Here is an 11,838-nt window from a genome sequence, read left to right on the forward strand (position 1 = left end):
CGCCTCGCAGGGCTTCGACCCGCGCGCGTTCGTCGCCAGCTACGGCATGGCCGAAGCCACGCTCGCCATCAGCTTCGCTCCGCTGAATGTCGGCATGCGCAGCGACACGATCGATCTGCGCCGTCTGGAAACGGAAGGCGTGGCGTATCCATGCAACGATCCGTCCCACCTGCTGCGGACGTTCGTGCTGTGCGGCGAGGTTCTTCCCGGACACGAGATTGAAGTCCGCGCGGCCAACGGCTCCGTTCTGCCGGAACGCCATGTCGGCACGATCTACGCGCGTGGCCCCAGCCTGATGAGCGGCTATTTCCGTCTCCCGAAAGAAAGCGCCGAGGCTCTCAGCGCCGATGGCTGGCTCAATACCGGCGACCTTGGCTACATGCTGGACAATCAGATCGTTGTGACTGGTCGGGCCAAGGATCTGATCATCATCAACGGTCGCAACATCTGGCCGCAGGATCTTGAGTGGAGCGCCGAGAACGAGATCGAAGGGCTCCGCAACCACGATGTGGCCGTCTTTTCCGTCGAAGAGAACCATGAGGAAAAGGTCGTGGCGCTGGTGCATTGCCGCGCCACGACCGCCGAAGCCCGTGCGACGCTCAGCGAGCGCGTCAGTTCGGTCTTCCGGCGTCATGGCGTGGATGCGACCATCATCCTGCTGCCGCCGCACTCACTGCCCCAGACCTCTTCCGGCAAGCTCACCCGCGCGAAGGCCAAGGCGATGCTTCTGGCGGGCGCCTTCAACCGTCTGGACGAAAACACACCGTCCGCCGCCTGATTTCCCGGGCGACCTGAGCCCCTGTCCGCAGGGGCCGACCCGCCCGATGGCCTCCCGCCACATCCCTGAAACGGGGGTGGCGTGACATTCCCTCTGGCGAATGACCGTCTTTTCCGCCATAACCCCGCAGTTAAGCGGAGACATGCCTTCACAGGCTCCTCCGCAATGACTGTTTTAAGGTGCCCGAATGAGTGAAACGGTTCAGGACGTCTCGGCTCTGATCATCAACAAGCTTCTTGCCAATCCCAAGGTGCCCCGTGACATCAGCGGATCCAGCAAGATCGTCGAAGACCTGGCGTTCGACTCGCTTGCCGTCATGAATTTCGTCATGGAAATCGAGGATGAGCTGGACGTGTCCGTGCCTCTCGATCGCCTTGCCGAAATTCGCACGATTGACGATCTGGCTGAATGCGTCGTCTCCCTGAAGAAGGGTGGCTGACCGGTCATGAGCATCTTCGACAAATTCCGTGGCGTCGAACAGCGCCTTGCCGAGCTTCAGGCCGAAGGAGGGCGCAACCCGTTCTCCGTCGTCATCGAGCGTCCGCTGTCATCGACCGTCGGAATTATCGAAGGCCGCGAGACCCTTCTGTTCGGCACCAACAACTATCTGGGCCTGAGCCAGTCTCCCCGCGCCATTGAGGCCGCTGTGGAAGCGGTTAAGGCCCGTGGCGTCGGCACAACCGGCTCCCGCATCGCCAACGGCACGCAGAGCCTGCACGAGCAGCTTGAACAGCATATCGCCGGATTCTTCCACCAGAAGCACTGCATGGTCTTCTCGACCGGCTATCAGGCCAATCTCGGCATGATTTCGACTCTGGCGGGCAAGGGTGACTATCTGCTGCTGGACGCCGACAGCCACGCCAGCATCTATGACGCCAGCCGCCTCGGTCACGCGCAGGTCATCCGCTTCCGTCATAATGACCCGGACGATCTGCACAAACGCCTGAACCGGATCAAGGACGAGCCGGGCGCGAAGCTGGTCGTGGTCGAAGGCATCTACTCGATGACCGGCAATGTCGTTCCCATGGCGGAAATGGCGGCCGTGAAACGCGAGACCGGCGCAACCCTGCTGGTGGACGAAGCCCATTCCTTCGGCGTGCTCGGCGCGAACGGACGTGGTGTGGCGGAAGCCGCGGGCGTTGAGGACGATGTCGATTTCATTGTCGGCACCTTCTCGAAGAGCCTCGGCACGGTGGGGGGCTACTGCGTCTCACGTCACCCTGAGCTGGAACTGGTGCGTCTGCACTGCCGCCCTTACATGTTCACGGCCTCGCTGCCGCCGGAAGTCATTGCGGCCACCATGGCGGCGCTGGACGATATGGTCGCCCAGCCGGAACTCCGCACACGCCTGATGGAGAACGCCGCCCGTTTCCATGCCGGTCTCAATGGCCTCGGCCTGACAACCGGCAAGACGGTCAGTCCTGTTGTCGGTGTGGTTCTGGAGACAATCCCGGAAGCCATCATGCTGTGGAACACGCTCCTCAGCCTTGGCCTCTACGTCAATCTGAGCCTACCGCCTGCTACGCCGGACCATCATCCGCTGCTGCGCTGCTCGGTCATGGCGACGCACACCAGCGAGCAGATCGACCGCGCCGTGGAGATTTTCCGCGAAGCCATGGCGCGACTGCCTGCTTCAGCCTGAGAGGCGGCCCCGTTTCGCCTTTTTCAAACATAAAGAAGTTTTTGGGCGCCGCCTTTTTTCAAAAAGGCGGCGTTTCTGAAGCTTTTTGAAAAAAGCTTCACCAAAAACTTTTGACTTGTTTCCTCACACAGGAAAAGCGCGACGTCCGAACCGGAACCGGGTCGGACGATAGGGCAGCGGATCGATATAGGGTGTTTCTCCGTTCATCATTTCGGCGCAGAGACGGCCTGTCGCCGGACCGAGCGTGAAGCCCTGATGCGCGTGACCGAAGTGGAACCACAGGCCCGTGTGGGCCGGAGCCTCACCGATGATGGGCAGCATGTCGGCCACACAGGGACGACTTCCCAGCCACGGTGTCGTTTCCACGGCCTCTCCGATATCCAGCATCTCCCGGGCCAGCTTCTCACTCTTGATGATCTGCTTCCATGATGGCGGCGCGTCCCGCAGGGCGAACTCCGCTCCCGTGGTGACACGCAGTCCCTGCGCCATCGGCAGCAGCGCCACGCCCGCATCCGTGTCGATCATCGGCGCGTTGAGACGGCCTTCCCATTTGAAGTGCCGGTGATAGCCGCGCTTCACAAAGAGCGGGAACCTATATCCCATGGAGCGTGTCAGATCGGAAGACCACGGTCCCAGCGCAATGACCGCCTGCCCGGCGGACACAGGGCCATCAATCGTCTGCACCGTCCAGCCCGAGGCGAGATGCGTCAGCGTCCGGGCATCGCCATGCACGATCTTCCCACCTCCGGCGACGAACAGGTCCGCGTAACGCTGCACCAGCGCACCGGGGTCGTTCACGCTGTAGGGAGAGGGCCAGTAAACACCGCCCGTCATTTTGCGATACAAGGCAGGCTCCGCACGGGACAGAGTTGCGCTGTCGAGAATCCGGCCTTCGACACCGAACTCACGGGCGAGATGGCGTGCTCTGGCGGCCCCGTCGGCGAAGCCCTTTTCCGTGCGGAAAATCTGGGTCCAGCCGCCATGCGTGACGAGATCGCCAGCGTTCGCCGCGTCGATCATACGGTCATGTTCGGTCAGACAGTGACGGATCAGGGCTTCGAAGCTGCGTGTGATCCTGTCGTAACGACCCGGCCCGGAGTTCCACCAGTATTCCACCAGCCGGGGCGCAATGGCGGCGAGATCGGACAGCCGGTAATTGACGTCATTCCCACGCTTGAGCGCAACCTGCACCAGCTTCTGGAAATCATGCGGAAAGGCGTACGGTTCGACAGCCTCGCGCTGGATAAGCCCGGCATTACCGTAGGACGTCTCGCGACCCGGCTCACCCCGTTCGATCAGAACGACATCGTAACCACGCTGCTGAAGGTGCCACGCGGTGCTGACACCGACCATGCCTCCACCGAGAACAAGTGCTGACCGCGCCATGCAAAGACACTCCCGTCTGGACTGGGAGCCTGCCGCTCCCGATGATTGTTTTGCCTGATTTTTCCTACAGTAAAGCGTGCGGCTTTCCCATAGATGGGCCGGAGGTTGGCTGATGGATTTTCTCGGTGCGGGAGAGAGGTCTTATTCTTTTTTGAAAAAAAGAAACAAAAAACTTTATCCTGTTAAGAGACACGATCGTTCGGCAAAGCGACTTCCAGACAAACAAAAGTCTTTTTGCTTCTTTTTCTTCCGGAAAAAGAAGGCGGTCTTCAGGACGGGCGCGAGAAAACTCCGGCACGGGCCAGCCGCCACAACACAGCCGGTGCGCACAGGATCGGGTGACGCTCGGCAAACGGCGTGAGTTCTATGGCAACACCGCTATGACGCCGGATTTTCCACACCAGATACTGCGCTCCACCGGTAAAGGTGAACGCTCCCTTGATCAGGCGTGCGACATTCAGCGGACGGCCCAGACGCGCGCGGGCTGACCAACGGCGAAGGGCGGTTCTGTGCTCGGCTGTCGCGATGTCCAGCGCAATCTCTCCATCGGACAGCACCGACGCTTCCAGCCCTCCGGCCACCCATGACGCCGTCAGAAGCTGGCTGAAACGGGCTTCCTCCCCCTCGATCAGACTGCGCGAACGGCCAGATTTCTCGACTCTCAGTTCGGCGGCGTAGGTCCTGCCGAAAAGCGCTTCCCAATACTGCTCCGGCCGACCGTGCCCCGGCCCCAGTTCAGCAGCCCAGCGGGCGGCGGTACCGACTGCGCGGATGACGCACCGAAGGAGAGAATCCGCAGCCTCGGAATCACGCACCCACACAAGACGGACAGGCTGAGAAAAGCGGGACCAGATACTGGTGTCCCGGCTTTGAGGACGTGTCAGACGACGAAACTGGGCAAGCGTCAGAATCGCGACCTTGGCCCGGAGCCGCACGCCATCGACTTCATGCTCGTGATATTCGACATTCGGCGGCAGCAGGGCATTCGCCAGCCGCGCCAGCCGACCACGCGGCCAGTCCGCCTGCCGATCCACGATCACGTAGAAATCCAGAACACCCTCCGAGAGAGCGTCCGGCGCCGTCTCGCCCTTTGTCAGGGTTCTCACCAGCGAGCCATAAAACAGCACGCCGACGGGGCGCGACGCGCCGACCATCCGCTCCACAAAACGGGTAATGATCACGGGAACCGGCTCCGTCAGCTCGGCGATCACGGTCCGGGCCACCACACCCGCCGCACGCGTCGAGGCTTTTGTCCGATGCGTGTCGTTGCTCAGCATCGGACAAAGGCCATGCGCGGCCCTTCCGTCAGATGCAGCAGGCCGTCGCTGCCGGCCTCCAGCTCTTCCCCGTCCATCACCAGACGATCCCGCGTGCTGATGCTGATGGTGGCGGCCATGCCACTGCGATAGGCGTTCGATGCCCGCAGGCGGGAGGAGATACGTCCCTTCAGGACGGACAGAATGCTGCGCGCCAGACGGGGAGGATGCCCCAGAATATCGAGATAGATCAGGCCGCCTGTCGGGCTGGAATCAAGCCAGAAAGGCCAGACGCCGCGTGAAATCCTGTGCAGCCCCGTGCACAGGAAAAGAAAGCGGGAATGCGCATCCGGCGCGCCGCCATCGACGGTGATAGTCATCGGCGTGCCGCCGAGCCACTGGCTCCGCACCTTTTTCCTGAGAAAAAGCCGCAGCCCCCACAGAATGGTCGCGAAAATGGCCGTATCATGGGCGTAGCGGTCGAGAATGGCGGGATTGTGCGCCAGCTCGATGGCGCGGGTGAAGGCCGCCAGCCCGCAGAACATCCCCGCCACCGGCTGGCGATCCGGGTCGGTCCATGAAACAACCACCGGCTGACGCCATGACACGTCGTTCATGAGCGTTCCCTCCCGCGCTCTCTCCAGAAGGCGCGTCAGGGCGGGCATCTCCCTCAGACTGCACCCAACGTCACCTGCGATCAGATTGGTGTTGCCTGACGGCAGGATGGAGAGCGCCGGAAGACGCTCGTGAGGATAGGCCTTCAGAACGGCGCTGATCACGTGGCTGATGGTTCCGTCGCCGCCATCCACCGCAATCACCCGGACGTCCTGCCGCGCCAGCTCCTCGATCGCCGCCACCAGTTCGTCCCGACCTTCAGGACAGACAAAAAGCGGGCCAAGCGCCGCACGCGCCTGTTCGGAAAACTGCCCCGCATTCCTTATGTTGCGTCGACTGCGCGGATTATGAATCAGGGCTACGCGTTCAGGCATTCGGCAATCCGCTCTTTCCAGACCACCGTCCCGGACGGCTTATTTCGCAAATACGCGGCGTCATATAGACGCGCATCGCAGACTTGTCACATTTCCGGCTCCGGCCCGTTCTCACTCACCTGTCTCGGAGATGCGCCGCACGCAGGCCATCCGTGCCGCTCATGGCGTTTAATTGATGGCCTGCGCCACGACTTTGCAGGCCTCGGGACGCCATGCGTTCTGGTGCAGAGAGGCGCGTTGCCTATAATTCCACCGTCAGCACTCTTGATTGACCGGGCAGTTTGAGGGATCGATGCAGCAGATTGGGAGCAAGCCCCCTTTCAGGAACCGTGACCCTCAAGGGATCTGCACAGGCAGGTCAGGAAACCGCACCTTGTCAGCCGTTCTGGCCCATCTGTCTGATCCACATCTGCCGCTCACAATCGTACCCTCCCACCGGGAATGGGCGATCAAGCGGATCATCAGCATGATCTCATGGCGTTTCAACAGGCGTCATATTCACAGAAGCGGGGCTCTCGCCGCCGTCATGCGCGATATCGAAGCCCGTGGCGCTGACGCGCTGGCCATCACGGGGGACCTGACCAATCTGGGCACACGCGAGGAATGTCTCGCCGCCGCGCGCTGGCTTGATCGCATGCCTCTGCCCCGCGCCGTCATCCCCGGTAACCACGACACCATGATCCGGGCGCTCTGGTCGGACGGTCCGGGATTGTGGCGGGATGTCGGCGGGATGCCCGACGAGGAGACGCCGGTTTTCCTGAGAGTGGGCGACGTCGCCCTCATCGGCGTCAGCTCGGCTGTCCCCTCACCACCTTTTTTCGCCTCCGGCCGCGTCAGTGACATCCAGATCGACAGAATGGAGGAACTGCTCCGGACCACGGGTGAGCAGGGGCTGTGCCGGGTGGTCATGATCCATCATCCGCCCCGCAAGGGAATGGTCCTCTGGAGCAAGGCGTTGCGCGGGCTGGACCGTTTTACCGACGCCGTCCGTTCCGCTGGCGCGGAGATGGTCCTGCACGGCCATTCCCATCAGGGGACGTTCAGTACGATCCCCGGCAGCGCGATTCCGGTCATCGGCGTCACCTCCGCGTCGCACCGCCCGGGCCGAAGCCTGAAACGGGCGGCGGGCTGGAACAGGATCAGCATCCACAGGGAAGACGGCGGCGAAGAGGGTTCCGGCTGGCGGATCAGCGTGGAATCCCGCCGTCTCGCACCGGACGGACAGCTTCATGACTATGGGACGACCCGCTTCTCACGGCCCATTCCGCGAGCCCTTCCACGGGCCGCCGCAACTGTCCGGCCCACGAAAGAACCCGCGCTGTGACGACACCGGAGAATGACCGTTACAAGCCGCCTCTGGCGAAGCTGCCCGCGTGGATTCGCCCCGGCACGCTCGATATCTATCTGCTGGGCCAGACCATTCCGCCATTTGTCATCGCCGTTTCGGTGGTGCTGATCGCGCTCCTGCTTGAGCGGCTTCTGGTGCTTCTGAACGTGCTGGCGTCGGAAGCCAGCCCCTTCCTCACGCTGATACGGCTTCTGGCCGATCTGATGCCCCACTATCTGGGGCTCGCCATGCCCGCCGCGCTGTGCGTGTCCGTCTTCACGGTCATCCGCCGCATGAGCGAAGGTGACGAGATCGACGCCCTGATGAGCAGCGGCGTCTCTCTGGCGCGTATCTGTCGCCCTTTCGCCCTGACCGGCGCCGCCATCGGGCTGCTTTCGATCCTGCTCTACGGCTATATCCAGCCCCACGCCCGCTATCAGTTCCGGGAAGGGTTCTACTTCGCCAGTCACGCCGGATGGGCGCCGGTTCTTCAGTCCGGCATGTTCGCGTCCCCGTCTCCCCGCCTGATGCTGACGGCCGACCATGTCAGCCACGCCGGATCGCAGCTCAGGGGCGTGTTCATTCGTGATCTGAGCGAGGACAAGGAGCGCGACATCACGGCGCAGACAGGCTCTCTCCGCACCGACACGGCCAAGGGAGAAGTCCAGATCGAGCTTTTCAACGGCTCGATTCTGACAACCCAGCCGGGCGTGCAACCCACGGTCACCACATTCGATCACGCAGAGCGGCTGATCAGCCGCACCAGCAAGGTGACGTTCCGCAACCGTGGCGACGATGAGCGCGAACTGACCTCGCACGAACTGGCGAAAAAGATTGACGCCGCGCGCCACGCTCCCAGATCGGACCCTTCGGACGACATGGAGGCGGACGGAACGGCTGTATCCGATTCCGCCAGCAGCAATGACATTCCCCTGACAAGCATGCGGGCGGAGCTGCATTTCCGGCTGGCCCGCAGCCTGTCGATTCCCTTCATCCCCATCCTCGCCACGGCTCTGGCGGTCATCGGCAAGCGCAAGAGGGGCGCGGCCGGGCTGGCGGTCGCGGTTCTGCTGCTGGTGACCTATGACCATGTTCTCCAGCTTGGTGAGAGTCTGATCGCCAGCGGCAGATCCTCGCCGCTTCTGGTCATCTGGCTTCCGACCATGGTGTTCTGCGTCGCCTGCACCCTTCTGCTGCTGTTCCGCGCCAGCATCCTGCCGATACGCAGCGCCCGCCCCGCGCCTTCAGCCGCCGGGAACAGAGGGGAGGAGCCCGCATGAGCGACGAGCAGATCGCCAAGGGGCCGCGCCACGTTCTTTCGCGCTACCTCTCCCTCACGCTCATTTCCCGCACCGTCATGTGCTGCGGCATCCTCATCGCCCTGATGGAAATCCTCGCGCTCCTTGAACAGATGACGCCAATTCTCAAGCGTCACCTCGGGATCAAGGGTGTGCTGACCTATATGGGACTACATCTGCCCGCGATGCTCCAGACCGCCCTGCCCCTCAGCGTGCTGATCGCAGGGCTGCTGATGTTCACGCAGATGACCATCTCCAGTGAAGTCGCCATTCTCAGGGCGGCGGGGCTCTCACCGTGGGGCTTCCTGCGGAAACTGCTGCCGTCCGCGCTCCTGATCGGTCTGTGCGGATGCGTGCTGGAAGACCAGATCACACCTCGTGCGGAACTGGCGCTTGCCTCGTGGTGGAACCGCACCAATCCGACTCCGGACAACGGCAAGGCGTTCTGGTTCCACGTTCCTGCCGGAGAGGCCGCAGCGTGCAGGGGGCCCGCCACCGGACTCCCCGCAACCGATAGCGAGCTGGCGCATGTCGGCTATATCGCCCGCGCGGGTCGGGAAGCATTCAATATCGATCTGTATGATCGCAGCGCGGAAGGACGTATCCTGCGAACGCTGCACGCTGATCACGCCGTCTACAGCTATAGTGGCTGGCACCTGTCCGACATCCACTGCGTGACGGTCTCGTTCGCCGAGCTGGACACCACAGCAAACGAGAGCACGGTCCTTGACGCGCTGTGGAAAAATCCGTTCGGGCCGAACGATATGCTGCGTCTTTCCATGGACGCCGCCCCCCTGTCTTCGGGCATGATTCTGGACGCGCTGCATGGCAGGATCGCGACCAACCAGACACCCGGCTATCTCCGCGCCGCGCTGCTGGAACGCTTTCTCAGACCGGCCGCGCTGATCGTCATGCTTTTATTGGCGATGCCGGTGATCTATATACCCCCCAGAACCGGACTGAGGAGCTGGTTACCGGTCTGGTGCCTCGGCGCCGGTCTGTTGTTCATCATTGTGCAGGGCATGTTCCGCGCGATGGGCAACGCAGGTCTCCTACCGGCTCCCGTCGCGACTGTCCCCGGCCTTGTCATCTTCGCACTGGCCGCAGGCACCGCGTTATTAAGGAACGAAGACAAATGAGTGGCACCCTGCGGAATCCGACCATCCGGTCGGGGCGGAGCTTCGATCTCGGCAAGATGAATCTGCGTCAGCTCTGGATCGCCTATCTGACTTACCCGACGATTCTGCTGTATTTCGCCCTCATTGTGGTCAGCTTCAGCCTCAGCGCGCGTTTCTTCGCCGGGTGGGGCGCAACGGCGGCCTCGATCCTTGCCGTCATGCTGGTCTATCCGGTTGTCTGGTATTCCCTGCATCGCTGGATTCTGCACGGACAGTGGCTCTACAAGTCCCGCTGGACCGCTTCCCTGTGGAAGCGCATCCATTTCGACCATCATCAGGACCCGCATCTACTGGACGTCCTGTTCGGCGCGCCTGCCACGACTCTGCCCACCATCGGCGCTGTGACGATTCCCGTCGGCTGGCTGATCGGCGGCTGGGGGGCTTCGGCAGCCGCTTTTGGCGCGGGTGTGGCGATCACTTGTATTTACGAATTCTTTCACTGCATCCAGCACCTGAACTACAAGCCGAAGGCGGCATGGATTCAGCGGATGAAGGCGTGGCACGTCCTGCATCACTTCCATGATGAGGACGGAAATTTCGGCATCACCAGCTATGTCGTGGATCGTGCGTTCGGCTCTTTCTATGAAGAGGCCCGCGCCCGCCCCCGCAGCCCGAGCGTGTTCAATCTCGGCTACAATCTGGAGCAGGCGAAGCGGTATCCGTGGGTCATGAAGCTGACCGGCTCTCCGCCGCGGGACCGGCCCGACGGTGCCCGTCCTTCCAGCCGCGCCGAAAGCCGTGACGCAGCGTGAGTGAGGCCAGACTGACGGCGATCGTTCTCGCAGGATCACGCGCAGGCGCCGCCGACCCGATGGCGGTCGCCGCCGGACTTTCACACAAGGCGCTGATCCCGATTGCCGGGAAACCGATGATTACGCATGTGCTCGACACGCTCCGCGCCGTGCCGGACATCGGGCGCATTCTTGTCTGCATTGAAAATCCTGCTGTTCTGGACGGTATCCTTCCGGACGGCGTGGAGACGATGGATGCCGCACAGGGACCGAGCGCCGGCCCGAGCGCCAGTGTTCTTGCCGCCATTCGTGACTGCGGAACGCCACTTCTGATCACCACAGCGGACAATCCGCTTCTCCGGCCAGAATGGGTGCGGTTTTTTCTGGATGGCGTCGGAAGCGCCGACATCGCCGTGGGAGTCGCCAGCGAAGCGGCTGTGACGCGGGATGTTCCGGGAACATCCCGGACGTTCATCCGTCTTTCCGATGTCGCCTTTTCAGGCTGCAATCTTTTCCTGTTCCGTACACCGGCCTCCGCGAGAGTCGCCATGCTGTGGCGGACAATTGAAAAGGAACGCAAGCATCCGCTCAAGATGGGCTGGCTGCTTGGGCCTTCCATTCTGCTCCGGTTCCTGCTGAAGCGTCTGGGAACGAAAAACCTGCTGGCGCGCATTCTGAAACTGACCGGCGCACAGGGAAAATTCGTTTTCATGCCGGATGGTCGAGCGGCTGTGGACGTGGACAAGCCTGCCGATCTGGTTCTAGTGCGGAAGCTGATGGAAACGGCTTAAACCGCCGTTTCCTTTTCAGGGGTAATATCTTCTTTAAAGAGACTGATGCTCTCTAAAGCTTTTTGAAAAAAGCTTCACCAAAAACTTCTTTTTATTTTGCAGTGATTTCCGGGGTTTATCCATGCATTTTCGGAACATCTTTCTCAAAAAAAGAAGCATCTGATACAAAAAAATCCCGCATTGCTGCGGGCTCTTTCAAAACAGAGACAAGCCGGACGCGGGATCACTCCCACTCGATTGTTCTAAGCCCAGTTAGGTCATTGATCTAGCTTGGTTTTTTCTTACTCTGCGCCCTGGTAGCCGCCTCATGGGCCGTCAAAAAGTTACGGTGTTGATTTCAAAGGGAAATTACATTGGAAATTTTTTTCTGGGTTTCGGCATCTATCGATGTCGATCAGCCCCTCCAGGCTGTTGCCGGTCCCGCGAAGCACTGCGAGGCGCACAGAAAAAGTACCGTCATTC

At 61.7% G+C, this 11,838-nt stretch carries 11 protein-coding genes (1 of these 11 running past the window's edge); 8 read left to right on the forward strand and 3 right to left on the reverse strand.

Annotated features, from left to right (window positions below):
- From LKE90_RS14610 to spt, 3 genes are all read left to right on the forward strand, one after another.
- Window positions 1–778, forward strand: the end of a protein-coding gene (locus tag LKE90_RS14610) for a fatty acyl-AMP ligase (RefSeq protein WP_291501523.1). Its footprint begins 1,013 nt before the window's first position; only the last 778 of its 1,791 coding nucleotides appear in the window; its start codon lies beyond the left edge, outside the window; the stop codon is at window positions 776–778.
- A 187-nt stretch (window positions 779–965) separates the two neighbouring features.
- Window positions 966–1,217: an acyl carrier protein gene (locus LKE90_RS14615; RefSeq protein ID WP_291501524.1), complete on the forward strand. Its 252-nt coding sequence runs from the start codon at window positions 966–968 to the stop codon at window positions 1,215–1,217.
- 6 nt (window positions 1,218–1,223) lie between these two features.
- Window positions 1,224–2,420 (forward strand): serine palmitoyltransferase, encoded by a 1,197-nt coding sequence (gene spt / locus LKE90_RS14620; RefSeq protein ID WP_291501525.1) that lies wholly within the window; start codon window positions 1,224–1,226, stop codon window positions 2,418–2,420.
- Between the two features lie 123 nt (window positions 2,421–2,543).
- On the opposite strand, the gene LKE90_RS14625 is transcribed toward spt, so the two are convergent.
- The 3 genes from LKE90_RS14625 to LKE90_RS14635 form a co-directional block, all read right to left on the reverse strand.
- Window positions 2,544–3,806, reverse strand: a complete 1,263-nt coding sequence (locus tag LKE90_RS14625) for an NAD(P)/FAD-dependent oxidoreductase (protein WP_291501526.1) — start codon at window positions 3,804–3,806, stop codon at window positions 2,544–2,546.
- A 269-nt stretch (window positions 3,807–4,075) separates the two neighbouring features.
- The gene (locus LKE90_RS14630; protein ID WP_291501527.1) at window positions 4,076–5,083 is read right to left on the reverse strand and encodes a hypothetical protein; all 1,008 of its coding nucleotides are present in this window, start codon (window positions 5,081–5,083) and stop codon (window positions 4,076–4,078) included.
- Window positions 5,077–6,051: a diacylglycerol/lipid kinase family protein gene (locus tag LKE90_RS14635; RefSeq protein ID WP_291501528.1), complete on the reverse strand. Its 975-nt coding sequence runs from the start codon at window positions 6,049–6,051 to the stop codon at window positions 5,077–5,079. The genes LKE90_RS14630 and LKE90_RS14635 overlap by 7 nt, the downstream gene beginning before the upstream one ends.
- Before the next feature lie 373 nt (window positions 6,052–6,424).
- On the opposite strand from LKE90_RS14635, the gene LKE90_RS14640 reads away from it, so the two are divergent.
- The 5 genes from LKE90_RS14640 to LKE90_RS14660 are packed head-to-tail and all read left to right on the forward strand — an operon-like array spanning window position 6,425 to window position 11,376.
- Window positions 6,425–7,375, forward strand: a complete 951-nt coding sequence (locus tag LKE90_RS14640) for a metallophosphoesterase family protein (protein ID WP_291501529.1) — start codon at window positions 6,425–6,427, stop codon at window positions 7,373–7,375.
- The gene (locus LKE90_RS14645) at window positions 7,372–8,658 is read left to right on the forward strand and encodes an LptF/LptG family permease (protein WP_291501530.1); all 1,287 of its coding nucleotides are present in this window, start codon (window positions 7,372–7,374) and stop codon (window positions 8,656–8,658) included. The genes LKE90_RS14640 and LKE90_RS14645 overlap by 4 nt, the downstream gene beginning before the upstream one ends.
- On the forward strand, window positions 8,655–9,815 hold the full coding sequence (locus tag LKE90_RS14650; protein WP_291501531.1) for an LptF/LptG family permease: 1,161 nt from the start codon (window positions 8,655–8,657) through the stop codon (window positions 9,813–9,815). The genes LKE90_RS14645 and LKE90_RS14650 overlap by 4 nt, the downstream gene beginning before the upstream one ends.
- Window positions 9,812–10,606 carry a sterol desaturase family protein gene (locus LKE90_RS14655; protein ID WP_291501532.1) on the forward strand — a complete coding sequence of 265 codons (795 nt, stop codon included), beginning with the start codon at window positions 9,812–9,814 and terminating at the stop codon, window positions 10,604–10,606. Before LKE90_RS14650 ends, LKE90_RS14655 begins: the two co-directional genes overlap by 4 nt.
- The gene (locus LKE90_RS14660) at window positions 10,603–11,376 is read left to right on the forward strand and encodes a nucleotidyltransferase family protein (RefSeq protein WP_291501533.1); all 774 of its coding nucleotides are present in this window, start codon (window positions 10,603–10,605) and stop codon (window positions 11,374–11,376) included. The genes LKE90_RS14655 and LKE90_RS14660 overlap by 4 nt, the downstream gene beginning before the upstream one ends.
- Window positions 11,377–11,838 lie beyond the last annotated feature (462 nt).

The sequence above is a fragment of the Acetobacter sp. genome, assembly GCF_022483985.1.
GTDB lineage: Bacteria > Pseudomonadota > Alphaproteobacteria > Acetobacterales > Acetobacteraceae > Acetobacter.